The sequence below is a fragment of the Verrucomicrobiia bacterium genome (assembly GCA_036268055.1).
Classification (GTDB): domain Bacteria; phylum Verrucomicrobiota; class Verrucomicrobiia; order Limisphaerales; family Pedosphaeraceae; genus DATAUW01.
The window spans coordinates 60,244-83,485 of sequence record DATAUW010000024.1; the positions used below are offsets into that span (position 1 = coordinate 60,244).

At 55.2% G+C, this 23,242-nt stretch carries 8 protein-coding genes and 1 tRNA gene; 7 read left to right on the forward strand and 2 right to left on the reverse strand.

All coding sequences use genetic code 11. The annotated features are described in order from the left end of the window. Positions 1-37: 37 nt before the first annotated feature. Positions 38-3,868 carry a hypothetical protein gene (locus VH413_15395; protein ID HEX3800078.1) on the reverse strand — a complete coding sequence of 1,277 codons (3,831 nt, stop codon included), beginning with the start codon at positions 3,866-3,868 and terminating at the stop codon, positions 38-40. Between the two features lie 332 nt (positions 3,869-4,200). Here VH413_15395 and VH413_15400 point away from each other — a divergent pair, with 332 nt between their 5' ends. Continuing rightward, positions 4,201-6,465, forward strand: coding sequence for a GH92 family glycosyl hydrolase (locus VH413_15400; protein HEX3800079.1), 2,265 nt, complete (start codon positions 4,201-4,203; stop codon positions 6,463-6,465). 49 nt (positions 6,466-6,514) lie between these two features. On the opposite strand, the gene VH413_15405 is transcribed toward VH413_15400, so the two are convergent. Next, complete coding sequence (locus VH413_15405; GenBank protein ID HEX3800080.1) at positions 6,515-9,601, reverse strand: CsgG/HfaB family protein; 3,087 nt, start codon at positions 9,599-9,601, stop codon at positions 6,515-6,517. A 542-nt stretch (positions 9,602-10,143) separates the two neighbouring features. Here VH413_15405 and VH413_15410 point away from each other — a divergent pair. The 6 genes from VH413_15410 to VH413_15435 all read left to right on the forward strand — a co-directional run bounded on the left by VH413_15410 (position 10,144) and on the right by VH413_15435 (position 23,228). Then, positions 10,144-11,550, forward strand: a complete 1,407-nt coding sequence (locus VH413_15410; protein ID HEX3800081.1) for a hypothetical protein — start codon at positions 10,144-10,146, stop codon at positions 11,548-11,550. Between the two features lie 103 nt (positions 11,551-11,653). Next, on the forward strand, positions 11,654-12,934 hold the full coding sequence (locus VH413_15415; GenBank protein ID HEX3800082.1) for a hypothetical protein: 1,281 nt from the start codon (positions 11,654-11,656) through the stop codon (positions 12,932-12,934). 12 nt (positions 12,935-12,946) lie between these two features. Further along, a complete protein-coding gene (locus VH413_15420) occupies positions 12,947-19,279 on the forward strand; it encodes an Ig-like domain-containing protein (protein ID HEX3800083.1) in 6,333 nt (2,110 codons plus the stop codon). A gap of 152 nt (positions 19,280-19,431) precedes the next feature. Continuing rightward, a tRNA-Met gene (locus VH413_15425) sits at positions 19,432-19,506 on the forward strand. Positions 19,507-19,792: 286 nt separating this feature from the next. Further along, the gene (locus VH413_15430; GenBank protein ID HEX3800084.1) at positions 19,793-21,715 is read left to right on the forward strand and encodes a multiheme c-type cytochrome; all 1,923 of its coding nucleotides are present in this window, start codon (positions 19,793-19,795) and stop codon (positions 21,713-21,715) included. A gap of 256 nt (positions 21,716-21,971) precedes the next feature. Continuing rightward, positions 21,972-23,228, forward strand: a complete 1,257-nt coding sequence (locus tag VH413_15435) for a hypothetical protein (GenBank protein HEX3800085.1) — start codon at positions 21,972-21,974, stop codon at positions 23,226-23,228. Positions 23,229-23,242 lie beyond the last annotated feature (14 nt).

Consider the following 23,242-nt stretch of genomic DNA (forward strand, 5'->3'; position numbering starts at 1 on the left):
TCCCCGGGCAATGGCAACCCACCAACAACTAAATGGATCAAGGTATCCGGAGCTGGAAGAACTGCATCGGCACCGAGGACGATACCGGGATGCTGTTCGAGAAGCCGCCGCTTCCGTCAAAATTTCCCATTGTGTTTGTCGTCCACGCGGCGGTCAGGTTGGTCGTGCTCAGAATCGTGTAACCGCTTCCCGCCGACCCGCCGGTGCCAGTGAAGACCAGCTTGCCGTTCACGATTTGCGGCGCATTGATCTTCGGACGCGACATCGCCGCCGAGCCAAATATTTGGATTTCCGCATAGCCTGAATAACCGTTTTCACCCGCCGGAGTCAGGAAGTTAAACTGCACGGCCACGGCGTTGGTTGCAATCGGCGCGCTCGAACCGGACATGAAGGTCACGCGGTCCGCTGATGGCACACTGCCCGGAAGCACGGGATTATAATTAGCCACGCCAATGGGGTTGAATGTCGTGGGGTTCGCCGCCGTGGCGTAAGAAACCGTATAAGCCTGCTGATCGCGTCCGCCATCGGCCCACCCGGCATAACTAATAATGCTGGTGAGATTATAGCCCGACGTCGAGGTGGGCAGCGTGTAGATAAATGAATGTCCGCCCGCTCCCGAACCGCAGGTCGCAAAACCCGCAACGCTCGCGCCGAACAAATCCAACTGGCCATCGGTCAACACCGGCAACCCGCCTTCGCCCGGATCAGCCGTGAAGCTGCCGCCGACGCCGGTGCTGCTGGGCGATTTGCCCGCAATCAAACTGCCCGACGCCACCGTCCAGGTTGCGTTGAAGGCGCCGTTGCCCGTTTGATTCGCCGGCGAAGCAATCACCCCATTCCCGTTCGCTGCCGGTACCGGATTCACCGTGAATAGATTCGTGCTGCTGTACGCAACTCCCACGCTGTTGGAAGCCCGCAGTTGATAGGAACCTGAATTCGCAAGTTGCAGATTATTTAACGTCAAGGTCGGGCTCGTGGCTCCGGGGACATCGTTCGTCACTCCGCCATTCACGGTCTGCCATTGATAATTAATTGGCGTCGTTCCGTTGAAAGAGGCCGTGAAAGAAACCTGGCTGCCAACCACGTCGGAGCCCGTCACTGGCACGATGTCCGAAGTTACGTAGGGCGCGAGTGGGATGGCCGCCGAGGGCGAACCGAAGACGCCGATTTCCGCCAGTCCGCCGTAGTTATTCTCAATCGCCGGACTGGTGAAGGAGAATTGAATCTTGGCAACATTGGTCGCGATCGGGCCGCCGGTTGACGATACGATGATCCGGTCTGCGGATGGCACACTTCCCGAAAGCGTGGGATTGAAGCTCACCGATGCAATCGTGTTAAACACGGTTGGACTCAACACCGTGGAATAAGAAACGGTATAAGCTTGCTGGTCGCGGCCGCCATCACTCCAGCCGCCGTAGGTGACGATGTTGGTGATGTCAAAACCGCTGGCCGGTCCGCTAAGCGTATAAGTAAGTGATGTTCCCGCGTTCGCCCCCACGGTGGCCAGGCTGCTGTTCACCCCGCCACCCACGGCTCCAAATTTGCCATCCGTCAGAATTGAGATTCCTCCCGAACCTTCCAGATTGAAAACCCCTGAGCCAATACCCGAAGGAGAATTGCCCAGAATCAAATCATTGGTCGTTCCGATCAGCCAATTAGGCGTGTAAGTCGAACCCCGCCCCGTTTGATTCGCGGCGGATGCGATCACCCCGTCGGCTCCGCTTTGCAACGCATTTCCCGCGGAGTTCACGACCAGCGAACTGCCGCTGCTCTGCGACGTTCCCGACGCATTGCTGGCGACCAGAAAGTAACTCCCGCTGTCGGTCAACTGAAGGTTGCCCAGTGTGAGTGTCTGGTTCGTCGCTCCGGCAACTGCCGTCGCATTGGTGGAACCGCTGGCAATTTCCATCCATTGAAAAGACGTTGCGCCGGTGAAGGCTGCGGTCAAAGTGATTTGATCGCCTTCAACATCCGAGGCGCTCCCCGGCTCGGTATCTTGCGCGAGAATCGGCAGCGCCAGTGATGGCACGCCGTAAACCTGAAGTTCGCTGTAACCAACAAAACCATTTTCCGGCCCTTGATCCAGCGTGCTAAAATCGAACTTCAATGCCGCCACATTTTTGACCAGCGCCGTCGCGCCCGAAGGAACGATGGTCACCTTCGTCGCCGACTGTGTGCCCGAAGGATTCGACGGATTGAACAGGACATTCGCAAACGCGGTGAAATTCGTGGGCGATGCCACCGTGGAATAATAAAGAATGTAACGCTGTTCATCGCGCCCGGCATCCGCCCATCCGCCATAAGTCACGATGTTGGTGACGTCATAACCCGTGGTCGAATGCGGAAGGGTATAGATCACATATTGCCCCGCGCCGCTCGATACGATGCCGCCCGTCACCACATCCGGGCTCGTGATTCCCCCGGGATAAAGTGTGCCGAATCTTCCATCCGTCAGCACGGCGACGGTGCCGCCAATATGTTCCTGGGGATCATTGAACGAACCCGGCCCGGTCGTGCTCGGCAAGGTTCCCGCGATCAGGTCGTTGTTCGTCGAGATGTTCCAGCTTGGCGAAAAAGTCGTATTGCCGCCGAGCCCGGTTTGATTGGCGAACTCGATGACAATATCATTCGTGGCCGGCGGAGGTGGGTTGACCGCAAACACTACCGGAGTGCTGGACACCGGGCCGCCCAGCGCGTTCGACGCGAGCAAATAATAGATGCCGTAATCCGTGAGTTGCAGGTTTGTAATTGTCATCGTGGAATTAGTCGCGCCGGGAATGTCAATCGGCGTGTCGCCGTTGGTGTCCTGGAATTCCCATTGATAAGTGATCGGCAGCGTGCCGCCAAAAACCGCCGAGAACGTGATCTGGCCGCCGACCACTTCCGAGCCCGACGAAGGCAGCGTATCGCTCAGAACGATTGGCGCGCCTTGGGAAGCCGTGATGATGACCGGCATGCTGGTCGAACTGCCCAACCCGCTCGTCACGATGACCTGATACTCGACCGGCCCGGTGAAAGTCGTCGTGTCAACCGCGAGTGTCGCGCTCGTGGCCCCGGAGACATTGCTGAAAGTTGCCCCGCCGCTGCCGTTGTCCGTTTGCCATTGGTAAGTGAACGGCCCCGTTCCCGCCGGGTCTTCGGTCAGCGTGACAATCGTTCCGGCAAAAACATTCGTGCCGGGAACCGCCGATGGAACCAAGGCGGCGGGCGTCGCTGCCGCCGGACTCGCATCCAGCCGGACGTTGTCATAAACAATTTCGGTTCCCGTGCCACCCGTGGCTTCCAACACAATCGTCAGGGGCGTGCCCGCGTGTTGTCCCGTCGTGAAAACCAAAGTATTATCCGCAAATGTTCCAGCCGTGATTTGCGTGGAATCCACCGGCGCGGACGCAAGCACAGTCCCGCCGGGAAAATTTCCACTCAGCAAAGAGATCGCTCCCTGCCCGCCGTCGCCGAGCAAAGTATTGCCCACGGCCACGGTCAAAGTATAAACCGTATTGGGTTGAAACGTGCCCACCGCCTGCCAGCAATCTCCATTTCGCCCCGCGGTGCCAACGCCCATAAAAAGATAATTGGTTCCGTCGCCCGGTGCAGGCAGCGTGCCCGGAGCGCCGCTGGTGTCGGCAAACATTCCATTGGTCGGGTTCACCAGATTGACACCGTTATTCCCCGCCGCCCGCCAGAAAATACCGACGTCCGGGCCGGCGGTGGTGGCGCCGTCGGCCAGCCCAAATCCCGTCGCGGAATTGGTCCACTGCTCAAACGAAAAATCCGGGACCGTGACCGGGGCCGCGCCAACCTGGCCGACCATGACATTCGCGCCCAGCAAAACCGCGAGCAGAGCGTATTTGATTTTTTTGCAATTCATTTTTTTGGAGTTGTAGGGTTCGTGGTAAACGGCGCACGCATGCGCCCATGCTGTTTGCGCGTGCGTTGTGTTGTTGCTTGAAGATACTTTAGGGCGAAACGAATTCGCGTATATCCCCTAACATGGTAAGCAGGGCATCACCTAAACAGGTGATGGTATAATTTCACCTGCTCATCGTGCGGATTGCGGTTTCCCCGTTTGAAAATTGTGCGCGGTCAGTAACTCAAGTTGCGTCGAACTTAAGTAATTACTCGCCGCGATTTGACACTCGGAACAATTTTGCTACGCTTCGTTCCGAACTTCGAAATCTAATAATCTGCGGACGTTCATTTATGCTTTCATCTTCACGCGTCTTTCGTTTTCTGGCCGCCACCGGAATCGCCGCCAGTGTACTCCTTCAAGCCCACGCCAAACCCGCGCTGCTGGAATACGTCAACACTTTGCAAGGCACGGATTCCAAACCCTCAATGTCCCACGGCAACACCCTGCCGCTCGTCGGCGCGCCGTGGGGCATGACCGATTGGTCGCCCCAAACCGGCGGCGGCGAGTGGTTCTTCCAATACAGCGGAAAAAAAATCGAAGGCTTTCGCGCCACGCGCCAGCCAAGCCCCTGGATGGGCGATTACGCCCAGATGGTCATGATGCCCGAAACCGGACCTCTGGAAATCGGCGAGAAAAATCGCGCGTCCGAGTACGACGTGGACGCCGGCGTCTGGAAACCGAACTACGTGAAGGTGGAGCTTCAGCGTTATCACATCACCACCGAACTCACCGCCACCGAACGCTGCGGCATGTTCCGCCTCACCTTCGCGCAAGGCGACGAAGGCCATTTGTTATTCTTCACTCGCGGCAAGTCAGAAGTCCAAGTGACCGGACGCACCGCGCGGATTTACAGCCAGCCCGAAGATTTCGGCGCGTATTACGTCGTCGAACTGGACCGTAACATCACCGGCGCGGGAACCTTTGAAGGCGGCAAAATAAACGACGGCCAGCAAAATCTAAAAGGGACAAACGTCGGTACCTACTTGAATTTCAAAACCGCCGGCGGCCCCGTCGAAGTCAAGATCGGAACTTCCTACATCAGCTACGAACAAGCCGAGGAAAACCTGCGCCAGGAAATTGGAAAGTCCAATTTCCAAGCCGTCCGCGCCAAAACCGCCGCGGTCTGGGAAAAACAACTCTCCCGCCTCGAAATCGAAAATGGCAGCGAGGACCAGCTTAAGACTTTTTACACCTGCCTCTATCGCGCCTCCAAATTTCCGCACCGCATTTATGAATTGAACGCGTCAGGCAAACCGATTCATCGCAGTCCCTACGATGGAAAAATCCAGGACGGCGTACTCTACGCGGACAATGGATTCTGGGACACTTACCGCACCGAGTATGCGCTCTACTCGGTCGTCTATCCCGAGCAATGGCGCGAGATGATGCTCGGCTGGGTGCAGGCTTTTCGCGAGAACGGCTGGTATCCGCAATGGCCCAGCCCCGGCAACCGCAGTTGCATGATCGGCACGCACATTGACGCCGTCATCGCCGACGCCATTGTGAAAGGTGTGGACGGGCTGGACCTGGAAACCGCCTACGCCGGATTGCACAAAGACGCTTTTACCCCTCCCAACTCTGACGTCGTTGGACGGCAAGCACTCGGCGACTACCTGAAACGCGGCTACGTTCCCGACGGCCATTGCGCGTATGCCATGTCGTCGAGTTTGGATTATGCCTACGACGATTGGTGCGTCGCGCAAGCCGCAAAAAAACTCGGCAAGCTGGACGATTACGCAACCCTCATGGAACGCGCGAAAAATTACACCAAGTCCTGGGACCCTTCGATCGGTTTCATGCGCGCGCGAAAAGACAACGGCGATTGGGTGGACAACTTTGACGAATTTGCCTGGGGCGGACCATACGTCGAAGGCGGACCCTGGCAATGTTCGTGGGCCGTGCAACAGGACGTGGCCGGGTTGATAAAATTGGTCGGCGGTCCCGACGCCATGATCGCGAAACTGGACAAAATGCTGACCATGCCCGCGACGTTTCATCCGGGTGGTTACGGCGGAGTCATTCATGAGATGAGCGAAATGCCCCCGTGCCACATGGGCCAATACTCGCACAACAATCAACCCGTGCATCACGTCCTCTACCTGTTCACCGCCGCCGGGCAGCCGTGGAAAACGGAATTTTGGACGCGCAAAGTTTGCGCCACGCTTTACAATTCCGGCCCTGAAGGATTCGCGGGTGACGAAGACAACGGCGAAATGGCCTCGTGGTACGTGCTCAACGCGCTCGGCTTTTATCCCCTCACGCCGGGTCGGCCGGAATATGTCCTCACCACTCCCGTTTTCACCAAGGCCACCATTCATCTCGCGAGCGGAAAAAAATTTGTCATCACGGCGCCCGACAACAATGACCAGACCTGTTACACCACCCGGAGAATGTTAAATGGCAAACCGCTCGAAACCACGTGGATCAATCACGCCGACATCGTCAAAGGCGGCAAATTGGTAGTAACCGTCAGCGAAAAACCAGCGATTCACGAAGTGCCATTATCAGACTTGCCCTATTCGATGTCCACAGACCTGTCTGCGGAAAATAAATGATGTTCAGACAGTCGCATCGCAAAATTCATCATACTGGTTTTTTACGACGTTACGGAATGGGAGCGCGGAGTAATCCCGGTCCTACCAGCGCCCAGATATAACCTCCGCCAAGTTGAATCTTTTGGACGTTTCTGCCTTTGACATACGCAAGCTTGCGAATCTCGTTTCGTGAGAGGTCAAGCACCGCGATATATCCCATGCCACCAATCCAAAGGTCGCCTTCCGCGGGTTTGAGCACCGTGACCTGCTGATTCGGCAAACCCTTTACCGGCGGAATATTTGTCACATTCCCGGTATCGAAGCTGCGAATGCGCACTCCCAAATCTTTTCCTTTTTCATAATTCAAAGTGTTTCCGTGGTATAAGTTTCTGAAGTCGCTCGCGAGTGTCCCGGCGCCGGGAAAACCCCCTTCCGGTTGCCAATCCGTTTCCTTGGTCCCATGTCTTATTATCCCGCCATTGTACGCGTATAACCAGAGTTCGCCATCGGGAGCAGTGGCCAAAGAAGTCACCGCCGACTTCGGGACGGCGGCTCTCAGATGCGCCGCGAGTGAAGGCGTAAATGAAGTTATCTCGTGGGTCTGCAGATTAATTCTTCCCAAGCCGCCTCCATTGACGTTGCCATAACCAATCCACAAAGTATTTCCGGAAAGCTCCAAAGAAGAAATATAACTCATCAAAAGGCCATCTGCATCGGTCAGACGGCGCAACCGATGGCTTGATTTGTCAAATTCGATCAAGCCACCGCCGCCCGTGCCGATCCACAAATTGGAAGCGCCCATGCAAATCTGTGTGATCGCTACATCGGGAGCTACCCCCAATGGGACGAGAAAGTTTGTCCGCAAACCGTAACTGACACTCGTTAATATTCCCCGATCGGCGAACCAAAGACCGCCGTCCCCGGCGGCGAAAGTGCCTGAAGAATGCTCCTCAAGCTCCGGCCTGAAATCGCCGCAAAAACATACCTTGCTCCACTCCATCGTAAATTCCCGGGGATCGTGAATTTCCGGCACGCCCATTTTTCGCCGGCAATAATTGGCGCGTTCACTCGTCTGGACGACCGAAAACGCTTCTCCCCATAAACCGGAGTTTCCCATTGAAACCGGTTCGTTCGACCAGCCTTCAAAAATTTTCAAAGCTTGGGGCCAGCTTTGGCCCGACAAATAATCATAGGCCAAAGTCATGTTGTCTTCGTCGCGCTCGCTATCAGAATAGGACTCTTTTTTTTGATTTTGGATATTGGCATTGATCTTGGCCGACATGATATCGGCCGCGAAATTGTAGGCTTTATGATCCACGGCCCACTCGTGAGCCGTCCAACGTATATGGTTCCAAAATGTCGTGCTAACCTGCGCCCGATGCGGATGAGCCACCTGGCGCGACATCTCCAGTTTGAATTCACCGATCACGGGTGCGTTCGTGTCGTCTTGAACCGCCACGAGCGAGGCGAGCAAATAGGGAACTGTGTTGGATGCGGCCTCCTTTAATTTTGGCAAAATCCGATTGAGTGCTTGGAGCGCGCCCGCATGATCAGCGCCGTAGGCGTTCGTAAAATCATTCAGTCCCATGTCACGCGAATAACGCCTGCCCGCATCGAATAATTTTAATTCATCTATCAGGCGTTGCTCAGCCAGGGATTTTGCGGAGCCGGTATCGCCGCTTGTGATAGTCAAGTCTCGCTTGGCGATATTGGCTTCGCGGGAAAAAAATTCCGCGGCGTCACGGTTGGTGCTCGCCGCCAATGCCTTTCCATACCATTTGGCTTTTTCCGCTCCCGAAGCAGATCCATCCTGAAAGGAATATTGAATGCAAAGCTGAGCCTGCGATGTCCACTGATCGTTGGTTTTTTCCTCAAGGATTTCGCGATAAATTTCGCGCGCCTCATCTGCCTCGGAGATCAAGGGATTGATGAAACACCAGGCCAGACCCATTTTTGCCTGGCGATTTCCCGGTTCCAGAAGCAAAACCGTTTGATAGGCTTTGATCGCCTCGTCCAAATTTCGCACCCGTATAGCTTGCTCCTGCGAATCACTTTGAAAATCAGCAAAGCCATAATTGCCCACGAGGAAGGCGGGAAATAGCATTCCGGCCAGTTCCCGCCCTGCTTCCATTTGGAAGCTGGCTTCCCGGCTTCTCGTGGGCACAAAGAGGATGGCCTTGTTTTGCATGGCCAGACTGACTTCATTTTTTACCTTCTGGAACAAAGGCTCCCCGGCTGCTTCGCGAATGAGGACGTTTGTGCTGGGGCCGTACGCGCCGCGCACCTGGAGTTCAAGTTCAACCTCAAGCCTTGAGTTTTCGTAAGATTGATAATAGCCCTCCACCAGCCAGAACGCCGATGGCATTGCCGCCAGTGAATTGCCTTGAGGTGTGTCCGTGAGGCCGGCCAAATCCAGATTGATTTCGTTTCGAAGCGTTTCGACATATTCCCGCTCAAGAAGAGTGACCGGCGAATTTCGAAATTCCTCCACCAGCCTTGAACGTAATTCTTCGGGCAGATGCGCCAGGCGATTGTTGACACTGAGGTCACGGAATGTCCCGATGGCCAGATACTCCCGCGGTTTTTCGTTTCCAGGGTTGTCCCGGCTGCGTCGAACGAATTCCGCCAGGGCGGACGCCAAATCGGGACCAATATCATGAAATGGAAACACGCCCACATCGCGCATGATTCCCGTCCGGGATTCGACCAACCGGGCTATGATCGCTCGATTGGTGCCCGCCGCACTGATAGTCCCGAGCAGAAACCAATCCGCTTTTAAAAGTTTTCCGACGCGAACCGCGTCCTGCGCGCGAACCAAACCCGAGACATTCAGTTCCGCCTCGCGCAAAACCGCATTCAGTTCCTGCCGCTCGACCAGTTCAAATCCGGGGGCAGAACTCATCGCGGTATCAATCAGATCGCCCAACGTCCGGTTTTGCACATCATTTGAAAAACCAAGGCCGCCGACCGCCAGGCGAATGTGCTTGCTGGGAGTGGACTGGACGGCAGGTTGCTCCGTCGCCGGAGACTTTACGGCAAAATCGCCAGGCGTTATCGGAGGTAAAGTGGTCGGGGAGTTCGCGTAATGGCTCACCCCAAAGCAAACCGCGAGAATGGCAAAGGCAAGAGCCGAATAAAAAATAAGTTTGCGGTTCATTCCGTTGAAAGCCTTTCAATATTCATGGAACCAATCCCCTGATTTTCCCGAATCCATTCATCATCAAGTTCAGCCATGCGCAATATATTTAATGATTAAGACAAAGCCCGGCGATATTTCCTTTGAAAAAATATTCCCTATTGGTCGCAGCTATTTGACGTAGAATCTTTTCGCCAGCCCTCGTCAGTACGCGTTCATGTATCGGCCATGATCGGCGCACCCTCATCGCCCTGCCGCTCCAATCCCTTGTTCAAAAGCTAATTACGCACTCTGCAAGTTTTTTGTCAGAACGCGCAACATTTCGCTTATATCTCCTATGGTTTCACGTTTAAAAAAATCCATTCAAGGCGGCGTTAAAAAACATCAACGAATGAACCGCTCTAATGGCGTTAATTGCTTGCCTAATCCAAAGGTTTTGCTATGAACACGGGTTTAATCAGAAGAACCAGTGCAACCCTAATCATTTTGCGCCCAGCATTTTTATCAACTTCGACCCAGCCGGCTTTTTGCCATGAATTGCTCACCACCCACTATTTAATTTTATGTCAAATCGGATCATTTTAGGGATTTTGCTGGCGGTGTTAGCCCTGTCCGTGGGTTTGACTTCGCGGGCCGCCACCAATGTCGTGGCGCAAGGGGCGAATTTTCAACAAGCCATCAATGCCGCTTCGTCCGGCGACACGCTGGTGGTCCAAAGCGGCATTTACAATGGCGATCTTAATTTTGACCGGTCACTTACGGTGCTCTGTTCTGGTACGCAAATTCAATTCACTGGAAATGTCACCGTAACCAACGCCGCCGATGTCTCCTTTTCTCAGTGCCTGTTTTTTGGTTCGCTGGCCGCAACGACTAACACCGCGGTTATTTTTTCCCAAACGGTTTGTTCCAACAGCCTGACGCTTTCCGGCAGCTCGTTTCAGGCTTTTGATAGTCAATTCCTGACGCTGGCGGCGACGGGCGGCAAAGTGGTGCTGAAACGCTGTTCTGGTTCGGGCAATATCTCACTGAACGCCACAGCGTTTGAGGCGTTGCGTTTAAATTGCACCAGCCCCCTCGGGTCCAGTGGATCCATAATTGCGACGGCTCCGATTGGCTCTGTGACTCGGTTTGTGATGACGCAGAGCACGATCACCGAGTATTGGTGGTCTGTAACTGGCTACGAGGTTTATCTGGGTTATAATTCCATTTACGGCAGCGGAGGTTTCGAGCCCATTCTTTTGGCAGACTACCAAACCCTCGTCACCCTGACAGATTGCAGCGCCTTTGTAGTGGGCAATGTCTTGTATCAGGATGGAATGGCAAACGCGGATGGAGCCCCGCTGGTGATGTTGCGCGGATTTCTCCATGCCTATAATAACCGGATCCATTCGGACACCGGCGGCAGTTCTGGAAATCCGGGAACCCTCACAATTTTTGACTCCGGCGGCGATATCATCAACAACACATTTGAAATGGAAGGAGCCGTTCGTGAAGGCGGCAGCATTGGCGTAGTGAATGGAAATACCGGGCCTGTTATAATACGGGCTAACGCCTTGCATATACATAGTGGCGAGGGGATTTTTAGCGGTGGTCTCGGACAAATATCGGAGTGTTCCTATTGCTGCATTGGTTCCGACTACACTCCGCTGGATCACGTGACGGGAGTTAATTGTTTAATCACGGATCCAATTCTGGATTTGTCGGGTTACACGACAATGCAGCCGCCGCTTTCCTGGCTATCACCTATGTCAGGTTCTCCCTGTGTCCATGCCGGCCCGCCGGATGCCATCTACAACAACACCGATGGCACGCGCAACACCATCGGCTACACGGGCGGCCCGTTGTGGAATCCAGCCAATTACACGAACAATAATCCTCTCGTATTTTTCCTGAACACCACGAACCAAACCGTCGTCAAGGGCGCGCAAACCAATGTCCAAATTAATTTAGGCGCGTCCGCCGGGCACTGATGAAACGTATCACGACCACTCGCCACGTATGTTAAACCGAATCCTCTTAATCCTGTTCCTCGCCTGCTGCGGTGAATGTTTTACGGCATGCGCCTCGACGAACGTGGTGATCAACGGTTCCAATTTTCAACAGGCTATTAATTCTGCTTCGTCCGGCGATACGCTTGTGGTGCAAAGCGGTATTTATAACGGCAATGTCAGTTTTGACCGCTCGCTCACGGTGGTTTGTTCTGGCGGCCAGATTCAATTAACTGGAACGACATCCGTCACCAACAACGCCACCGTCAGTTTTTCGCAAACGCAGTTCGTGGGCGTTGTGCAAGCAGCCACTAACACAACGACAATCCTTTCTCAATCTGCCTGCTCGAACAGCGTCATCCTTTCCGGTGGAACTTTTCAAGCCTTTGACAGCCAGTTTCAGGATCTGAGGGCGACCGGCGGCAAAGTGACGGTTAAGCGTTGCAATTTTGCCAGCACCCTCAATATGACGAGTGCGGCGTTTGAGGCATTGAGATTGTCAGCTTCGGGAAAAATCACAGCCGCGGCCCCTGTTGGCTCCGGTTTGCGTTTCGTGATGGTTCAAAGCAGTATTGGCGTAGCTTGGGCAACCGGCTACCAGGTCTATATAGCTTATAGCGACGCGATGGGTGACTCCTTTACTTCCGGCCAATCGCCCGACGGAACTTACTCGTTACTATATTTCCAGGATTGCGACACGGTTTTAATCGGCAATATTGTTTATCAACACTGCTCCACCACGGGGACCGACAACGCGGCAGTGGGTTCGACTCGCGGCACACTCAAAGCCTATAACAATCGGCTGAGTGAAGATGGTAATATCCGAGAGTACGTCGCGCATTATAATGGCGCCACTGGCGAGATGATAAATAACACGCTCACAGGCGGGGCTGATAACCTGGATTCGGGGGTGTTAGTGCAGCAATCTCTCGGCCCGGTTATTTTAAGAAACAATATTATCGACGGAAACCTGAACCTGGAATCGGATTCCCCCGCCACAGTTCCGGAATGTTCCTACTCATGCATTCGCACAGGGACCCTAATCAACATTACCGGGATTAGTTGTATTTACACAAGCGCGCTTTTTAACTCGGGTGGATTTAGCGCCGTGTTATCGCCAGCCAACACCTGGGCTTCCTTGTCTTCGAGTTCGCCGTGCATCAACACCGGCTCACCTCTGGCAATTTACAACAACACCGATGGCACGCGAAACACCATGGGCTACACCGGTGGTCCGTTGTGGAATCCCGCGAACTACACCAACAATAATCCCATCATGTTTTTTCTGAATACCACCAATCAGATGGTGTTAAAGGGAGTGCAATCCACCGTGCAGATCAACCTGGGCGCGTCCGCCGGACACTAACTATTTCATTCCGTGCGCAATAACTCACACAAATTAAAAATGTTCGGTTCCTGTTTGGCGGGACTGATATTTTTTGCCGCGCTCGTTGGAATCACCCTGTTCGCGCGGGCGGACGATCCGCAAGCGCTGACTGCGGCAGAATATTTTTGGGACGCCGACCCGGGCGCTGGCAACGGCACGCCCGTCAGCATCCCCGCCGGTGAAACCTTGATCACCTCCGATATTCCTCCGTTGAATGTGGATGTCACGCATCTCTCCGCCGGTCTTCATCTGTTGGGTGTGCGCGTCAAGGATGCAACTGGCCGTTGGAGTGGCGTCGCCTTGGAACCCATCCAAGTGCAGGACGCCAACACCCTGATCGCGGCGGTCAATTCCCTGCCCACGGCCGACACCAATAAATTGCTGGCATCCGGCGAATATTTTTTCGATACCGACCCCGGCCTTGGCAACGGAACGAAAATTACCATTCCCACCGGTGAAACCCTGATCACTCCTGACATTCCTCCGCTAAATTTAAACATCAGCCAACTTGCCCTCGGTTTGCATCAGGCGGGCTTTCGCGTCCAGGACATCGGCGGACGTTGGAGCAGCGTGACGTGGGAACCGATTCTAGTGGAAGACGCCAGCGCGCTCATCGCGGGCGTGACTAATTTTTCCACAGGCGACACGAATAAATTTTTGATCGCAGGCGAATATTTCTGGGACACCGATCCCGGCCTCGGTCATGGCACAGCGACCAGTGTTCCACCAGACGAAATTTGGACTGCTGGAATAACGAACCCGGTGAATGCGTTGATTCCAGTTCTACCGGGTGGCATCCATCAACTGGGCGTGCGAACGAAAGACACCAGTGGAAATTGGAGTGCCGCGCAATGGCTTCCAATGGAAGTGTTGGACCCGCCCGTCATCACCAACGAACCCGCCAGCCAGATCGTTTCAGCGGGATCGAATTTCAGCCTCACCGTAGGCGCGGGCGGCGCGATGCCATTTTTCTTCCAATGGTTTCAGAACAGTAACTCGCTCGCGGGTGCGACCAATCAGACGCTGACGATTGCCGCCGCCGACTTCACGAACGCGGGAGCGTATTACGTAGCCATCACGAATATTTTCGGCGTCGCAACCAGCCTGACGGCCAACGTGACTGTGACCGTGGGCTCGCCGATTGCAACCGCTGTGTTAGGCGGTGGGACCATATCGGCTTCTCCGAGTCTGTCGGATTACTTAATCGGTCAGGCCGTGACGCTGACCGCCAATGCCGGGCGCTATTACACTTTTGTCCGCTGGTCGGACGGCAATACCAATGTCTCGCGTAACATCACGATTGGCACGAGCAATTTCTTCACGGCGGACTTCACCAATTCGGAGCCGCTGGAAACCCAAACCTTCAAACGCTGGGAAGACGATTTTGGCGGACCGGGCTTTGAAGAAGTGCGTTCACAGGTCGCCACCAGTGACGGCGGTTACCTGCTCGCGGGAACTTCCACTTCGGGAGTGAGCGGGAATAAAACCACCGCAGGTTTTGGCGGTGAGGATTTCTGGATCGTGAAGATTGACAGTCATGGCAACAAACAATGGGAGCAAACGTATGGCGGCAGCGGTGACGAATATCTTAATGCCGCCATCGTGACGGCTGATGGTGGTTATCTGCTCGGCGGTTCAACGACGTCAGACATCAGTGGCGACAAAACGACCACCAGTTACGGCGGCGGTGACGGGTGGCTGGTGAAAGTGGATTCTGCGGGAAACAAGCAATGGGACCAAACTTATGGCGGCAGCGGCGTTGATTACTTCCTCGCGCTCCATCAAACTCCCGACGGAGGTTACGCCGTCACCGGCGCCTCCGGTTCTGCGCCGAGCGGCAATAAGACTTCGCCTAATTATGGAGGCCAGGATGCCTGGGTGCTTAAACTCGACGCTGCGGGAAACAAGCAATGGGAACAATCCTACGGCGGTGATCAGGACGACTACTGCCTGCAAATTTTGCAGACGCCAGACGGAGGTTTTCTGCTCGGTGCGGGGAGTCGATCAGGCGCTGATGGGAACAAGACCGCACCCGGTTTAGGCCCTCCCGGCTCCGACGCTGGGTGGATCATAAAAATTGACGCTTCAGGAAATAAACAATGGGACAAAACCTACGGTGGCAGCGGCGGTGATGACTATTTTAGCACCGTGAGGGCCACGCCGGAAGGCGGCTACATTGTTAGCGGCATATTAAATTATAACTCGGGGAGTTACTGGCTACTGAAGTTGGATTCCTCCGGCTCCATCCAATGGCAGAAGACCTACCATGGCGGCGCGCAAGACCTTCTGCAATCAGTGCTGCCTGTCCCCGACGGTGGATATATTCTGGGCGGCGCTTCGAGTTCCGGGATTGCTGGCGATAAATCAGCCCCGAATCTAGGTGGTTCCGATTATTGGTTTCTAAAAGTGGACTCTCTCGGCAACAAGATTTGCGACACCACTTACGGCGGCAGCAGCGACGATTATGCAATTACGATGACGGTAGACGGCCAGCAAAACGTGTTGCTTAGCGGTTGGTCCTTGTCGGGCGTTAGTGGAAACAAGACCACCGTTAATTTTGGTGACCATGACATGTGGGCGGTTGCAGTCTCCGTGCGCACCGCGCCGGTGGGCACACCCGTCGTTCTGGTCAACGGACTTTATGATCCATCCAATAATTTTTCGCTGGCCGCGACGAATACCATTCAAGTCACACTGCAATCCACCTACCCCAACGGATTTATTTTCTACACGCTGGACGGCTCGGACCCGGATTTCACCGCGAATCCGTACACCGTCGGCGAGCCATTTCTCGTGACCAATTCATTATTGGTGCGCGCCATTGCCTACAATGACGACGGCTCCTTGTTTCAGGAAGCCGACCCGGTCGCGATACAAGTCGTCCCGGTTTATAATTTAACCAATACCACGCCCGGCGGCGGAAGTGTGGCCTTCGATCCGCCGGGCGGCATTTATTTGAGCAACGCTGCCGTAACTGCCACTGCCACCGCTTCCAACGGCTGGACATTCCTGCGCTGGCAAGGCGCTTCGTCCAGCACCGCCAATCCCGTCACCGTGACCATGAACAGTTCCACGAACCTCATGGCGGTTTTCGGAACGACCATCTCCCCTACTCCGCCCAGCGGCGGAAGCATCGCGCTCGCGCCCGCGCAAGGGCCGTATCCTTACGGCAGCACGGTCCGGTTGATCGCGATTCCCGCATCGGGGAAAGCTTTCAGTCGCTGGTTTAGCTTCACTGGGCCGTCTAATAATCCGCTCGATTTTCTCGTCATCAGCAACACCCCGGTCGTCAACGCGCTCTTCGGCAATCTGGCGGCGAATAATTTCACACTGACCACGCTGCTTAATGGCTCTGGCACTGTCACCAAAAACCCCTTCGCCGAATCTTACCTGAACAATTCCGTCGTGCAGCTCACCGCCGTGCCTGATTCCGGCAACACGTTCACCGGTTGGAGTGGCGATGCGGGCGGCGCACAAAATCCGCTTTCGGTGACGATGAACTCCACGAAAGTCATCACCGCAACTTTCGCCGCGAACGCAACTTTATCTGGCCAGCCTCCGATCGTCGCGATCACCAATCTCGCGCCCGAATTCATCTTCACCGCCCCGACAAATATTCTTATCAACGCCACCGCGAGCGATGCCAATCTCAACGGCTACATCACCCAGGTCGCATTCTTCGCGGGCACGAACGCATTGGGCGTAGCGTCCAATGCGCCGTACAGTTTCGTGTGGACGAATGCCCCAGTGGGCACAAATATTTTAACGTGCGTCGCGGCCGATAACTTTGGATTGGTCGCCACCTCCGCGCCCGTGACCGTCACGGTGCAAACGGCGTTGCCGCAAATCGGCCTCATCAGCCCAAACAATGGCGATAGTTTTATTACCCCGGCAAATATCCTCATCCACGCGCTCGCGTCGGACGCGGATAATTCGATTGCCCGCGTTGAGTTATACAATGGCAGCACCCTCCTCGGCAGCATCACTAATCCGCCGTATCAGTTGACCTGGAGCAATGTTCCCATCGGCGCTTATACGCTGACCGCCCGCGCGATTGATTCATTCGGACCGATTGTGACTTCCGCGCCGGTCAGCTTTTCCGTCATCGCACCGCCGTCCACGAACCCCGCTGTGTTCCAATTCAGCGCGGCAAATTATTCCGTGAACGAAAGCAACGCTTCGGTCACGTTGACGGTGCTGAACACCGGCAATTTTGGCGGACTCATCAATTATTTAACCCACGATGTCTCGGCGCACGGAGGCTCTGGTTTTTCCGGCGATTATACCACCGTGCAGGGATCGCTTACGTTCTCCAATAATCAATCGTCGGCCAACATCGTGGTTCCCATTCTGGATAATTTTCTCACGCGCGCCGATATTCAGTTTCAAGTCCAATTATTATTTCCCAGCCAGGGTTCGTCACTCGGCAGCCCTTCAACGGCAACCGTGACAATCCACGAAAACGACACCGGCGGCGCCAGCAATTCTCTGCTCTCCATCGCTTTCCCATCCGCTCAACCACCCACGGGCAGCGCGCTTCAAGTGACATTGCTCCCGCCGGAAGCCGGTGGCCAATGGCGGTTCGCCTGGGATGTCGGCTGGCGCAACAGCGGTGATACCGTTGCCAATTTGGCCGCGGACAATTATCCGATTCAATTTCGCAACGTGTCGAATTACCTCGCCATTCCATCGTCGGTCACGATTTCTGTGCCGAACAATACAACGGCGCGTTACACGAACCAATATTACCCGACCATTGGCCAGCCGAGTCCTTCGGATACGGGATCATTGACGGTCAAGATTTCGCCCAACGCGCCCACTGGCGCGGGCTGGCGGATTTTCGGCGAGACGGCGTGGCGCGCGCCCGGGTCCACCGCGTCCAATCTGCTCGTGGATATTTATCCCATCGAATTTGCGCCGGTGAGCGGCTGGTCCAAGCCTGTCAGCGAGGCGATCCAACTGGTGGGCGGACAAGGCACTTCCATTACGGTTAATTATCTGCTGGCATCGTCACCGCCGGCGGGCTTCGGCGGGCCGATTGCCGTCACGTCGGATTCGCTGAGTAATTCCTCGCTCTATCCCTTTCAATTCGACGGGCAGTTGCAAACCGATGTGGGTTATGGCAGCGGCGCGGTAGTGCGGCCGAATATCGTTTTGACCGCAGCGCACCTGGTATTCGATGACCAAACGCTAGCCTTTGCGAAAAATGCGTGGTGGTATTTTCAGGAGGAAGCGGGAGCTTTTCAACCTAAGCCCATCCAGGCACGCGGCTGGTTCATGTTGAGCGGATATGCGGCGCAACGCACCAATGATCTCGTCAACGGCGGCCTGAGCGTGGATCAATCCAGCCCGCAAAGCCGCGAACTGGATGTCGCCGCCATGTATTTTCTGACGCTCGCCGGACGCGCGGGCTACGGCGGATATTTGTCGTCTGACGCAATGCCCAATCCTTACTTGACCAGTTCCGCGGCGAAAATGGTGGCAGGTTACCCCGTGGATGGTTCCGAGTTCGGCCAGGTGGTGCAACCGGGTTTATTATATGTCGCGCCACCGCAGCCCTCATCCTCCACATTCACGCCGGATTATCAGGATACTTATACCGCATCCTGGTTTCTGGATTATCCCGGCGCGAGCGGTGCGCCCGTCTATGTGCAATTCAGCACGCCATCGGGCCCGTATTTTTATCCGGCGGGAATTTATTTAGGAACGCTGGGCAGCGGCGCGAGCAGCGTGTCCGTCGTCCGCGCGATCAAGAGCGACGTGGTTAACCTGATCAATCTGGCCGCGAGCGAAGGCGATGCCGGCACTAACAACAGCGGCGGCGGTGTGATCACATTTGTGGCCCCGGGAATAAGCGCGGACAATCGCGCGTTTGTCCAGGTGGCGTTGGATCCGCCCGCGGCGGTGAGCGCCGGCGCGGCGTGGCAGTTGCAAGGCGATACGGCTTTTGGCGTCAACGGGCTCAAGGGCATTTACACGCGCGCCATCACGAGCACAAATTTCGCGGTGGTATTCAAGCCGGTGGCCGGCTGGAATTTTCCGATAACCGTTCAAACCAACATTTCGCTCGGGCCGCCGGAGATCATTACCTTGACGGCGAATTACACCCTGCTCGCGGTTCTTTCCGCCGACCCGGTGCGCGGCATCGGCATCATCGGAGAACCCGGCACTTCCTTCCGAATCGAATACCGGACAAATCTCACGACCGGTCAATGGCTGCCTTTGCAGACCAATCTGCTCAGCGCGGGATTCAATCAGTTGTTCCCCTGGCCTCCGACCAACGGCCCTGCGGCATTTTATCGCGCCGTTCAACTTTCGCCATAAAGTGCGAGTTCATAATCGCAAGTTAATTGAGAAATACGAAATTGATATTTCAAAATAGACGAGGCTTCGTCGCCAGCGTCTCAGATTGCACCAGCACAGCGTCAAATTCCACTTGCGTCTGAAATTCCAAGTCGTTACGTTAAAAGTCTGTCGCCAGAGTAGCTCAGCGGTAGAGCAGAGGACTCATAAGCCTTTGGTCCCCGGTTCAATCCCGGGCTCTGGCACCACTTTTAATACCTCCATTTAAAATTCCTGCGTCTGCGCTTCCGGACAAGACCGACAGTCGTCTCCGCTTGGACCGGTTGACAGTAAATAAGAACCGTGACGAGATGCACCTCCCCGCTTCGCAAGCTTTTATAATTTTTTTTATTTACTTTTGTTTTCAAAGCGTGTTAAAAAAACTCCAGATTTTAGCCTCAGGGTCGCATTTGCAAGCATCGCAATTTGCAAAATGTTTTCAGTCGTTTCGCCCGTAGTCGCGCAGAGGTTTGTTAGTATGGAAAAAGCACGCTTATGAAGACGCAACGCATATTTTTTGCCGGAATTTCTCCTCTCATTGCCAGCGGTCTGCTTACTCTCGCGCTGCCGGCTTTGAGTGTTTTCGGCGCGGGCCCGCTCGATGACATGGTGAGTCGTGAACAAGCCAAGTTTATTCTCGCGGCGGCCAAGGCCGACAAATCTGCCACGACGATGGTCGGTGGCAAACCGGTCAACGCAGACGCGGAACACGCCCGTTTGTTTGTGGAGAGCAAATATCCTTCTGCCGCCACCTGCCGCACCTGTCATCCCAATCATTATCGCGAATGGTCGGTTTCCGCTCATGCCTACGCGCAGTTAAGCCCGGTCTTCAACACTTTTGAAGCCGCCGTCACGAAATTAACCCAGGGATCGAACGGTGATTTTTGTATTCGCTGCCACACTCAAGTCGGGATGAATCTCGGGGAATCCACCTTCATGAGTAATATGGATCGCTGCCCGACCTCTCGTGAAGGCATCACTTGTATCGTCTGCCATCGCCTGCGCAATGACTACGGCAAAATCAGCGGGCGTTTCGCGCTCGTTAAGGGTGACATCCTGACTCCGGTGTACGGGCCGACCGGCGATGCGGAACTCAAGCGCGTTCTCTCCCAGCCCGACGTTTATCGCGTCGTCACCAATGAAGTTCCTGGCCGAAAGATTCATACGGATGTAGTCAAGTTTCCCGCGCTCCGCACTTCCGGTTTCTGCGGCACCTGCCACGACGTGACCTTGCTGAATGGTTTCCGCCTCGAAGAAGCTTTTAGTAATTTCAAGAATTCTCCCGCCGCCCATCGTGGTGAAAATTGCCAGGATTGCCACATGGGCCTCATTCCGGGTAAAAAATCAGGCTACGCCGAAGAACCGGCGGCCATTGTCGGAGGCGTGCCGACGAAACCGCGCCGCCGCACGAATCACATGTTTGCCGGCCCGGATTATTCCATTATTAATCGTGGTTTTTTCCCGCACAATGACAAGGCGGCGGCTCTCGCCACGATTCGCGAATGGCTGACCTTCAATGACAAAGCCGGCTGGGGAACCGACAAGTTCGAAAATAGTGTGCCCAAGGATTTCAAATTCCCGACGCGCTGGGCTTCCGTGGACGACCGTTATGACGCGCGCGCCATTCTTAATGATCAATATGCCTTGCTGGCCGAAATCCAGAAGCAGCGCCTACAGATTTTGCGCCAGGGTTACCAACTGGGGCAGTTTGTGGTTCAGGAAGCCGATTCCAAAGGGCTGAAGTTCAAGATTCAGGTCCACAGCGGAACGGATGGCCATAATGTGCCGACTGGTTTCGACGCCGAGCGCGTATCTTATATGCAGGTGTTCGTCACCAACTCCGCCGGCAAGCTGGTCTTCCAGTCCGGCGACCTCGATCCCAATGGAGACATTCGCGACCGCCACTCCACTTACGTCTCTACCGGCAAGCTTCCACTGGACCCGTATCTGTTCTCGCTGCAATCGCCGTTCCTGACCAGCAATGTGCGCGGTGGTGATCGCGAACAGGTTTTGCCGATTAATTATTCGGTTGATCCGCTGCCCTTTATTCGGCCCACGACCTTTGCGGTGAATTTTACCGGACATCCCGCAGGTGCGCGAGTTCAACGCCGCGGCATGGAAGCATTTGAAAGCCGCTGGCCGGAATACAAGGTCAAGGCTTCGGAGTTGACCGATCCCGGCCCATATACCGTGCACATTCGCTTGCTGGCGGGCATGGTTCCCATCAATCTGATCAGTGAAATCAAGGTGGCGGGTTTCGACTATTTTATGTCGCCCCGCGAAGTTGCCGAAGCCGTGAAGAACGGCCAGTCGCTTTTATACGATAAGGAAATCAAGATCCAACTCGACGGAGCCAAACCAACCATCAACCTTGCGGACTTGGCCGATGTTTCGGCAAGCACCTATGTTCAGAAGTAAACTGACTCCCGTTCGTTCCCTAAACCAAAATATTGGCATCGCATGTTCGCTGGTCCTGGCAGCTTCAGGATCGGCTCGTGCGGATGGGACTAACACCGACACTAACACGAACACCAACACTGCCCCGGCAGCGTCCGCCAAAGCCACTGCGTCCGCCGCTCAGGATAGTGCCCGGTTTTCGGATCAACCGGCACCGCTGGATCTCGCCACTTTTCCAGAGCGGCCAGCGCCCATCATTGAGCTAGGTGATAAATTTTTGGGCAACGGAAACCTTCAAAAAGGCATCACTCTGCCGACCGGCGAAGTCATTTCGCCGAGCCTCTGGGTGTTCGGCCAGTTCCGTACCGCCGTGCAGACTTTCGATACCGGCTCCGGACCGGGAAGCCGCACGACGGAATGGGCCAATCGCCTCGACATTTTTGCCAATCTCCAATTATCAGGGACGGAACGTGTCGTCGTCGGCTGGCGTCCGCTGGATCGGTTCAATCCAAATGGTTCCACGGATTATGCCGGTTACCGCATCGAACCCAAGTCGAGCGACGGTCCTGACAGCTCGTTCAGCGCCACGCCGCGCACCCTGTTTTTTGAGGGTGAATTTGGCGAAATTTTTCCGACGCTCGACCAGCACGACAAGGAAAATTTTGATTACGGTTTCTCAGTCGGTCGCCAGCCGCTCACGTTGCAGGACGGCATTCTCGCCAACGATAACAGCGTGGATATGGCCACGATCACGCGCAATTCCATGTTAATTCCGGGTGGTTCATCGTTGCGTCTTTCGGGCTTGTTTGGCTGGGGACAAATCGAGCGCACGGACTATACCCTCGCCAGCGCGCCAAACGCGCAGGATCCGGGCGCGCTTTTGTTCGGCCTTGATAGCACGGCGGATTTTCCCATCAGCACGATTGAAAGCGATGTGCTCTTTGAATCCTCAAGCGCTTATGGGGATGAATTTTTTGCCGGCATCGGGGCACTGCAACGTATTGGCAAACTCAATACCACCTTCCGCGCCAATACTTCCGTGGCTATTGACGCGAGCGGCAAAAAGGCAACCAGCGGAACGCTATTTACGGCTCACTTGTCCTATACTTTGCCCGAAAACACCGACCTCGTTTATCTCGATACTTACTGGGGCATTGGCCGTTATAGTTCGGCAGCGCGCGACCCAAGCGCCGGCGGCCCGCTGGGTTCCATTGGTATTTTGACGGCGTCGGTGGCGCTCGGTCAATATGGCTCGCCGCTCAGCAATCAAGCCGACCACACTGCGGGCGGAGCAGTCGGTTATCAGATGTTTTTCGGCGAACTGCGCCGCCGCCAGTTGGTCATCGAAGTGGGTGGCCGCGCACCGACTCACGGGAGCGATCTCTTCCGCGAAGAATCCGTGGCGGGCATTGGTGTCCGTTTTCAACAGGCGTTTGGCCGCCGGTTTATCGGGATCCTGGATACGTTCGGAGGCGTTCGGGATTCCAATGAAGCAGCGGTGGGCGGGCGCGTCGAATTGCTCACAAAATTCTAGGTCTTCTTCGTTAC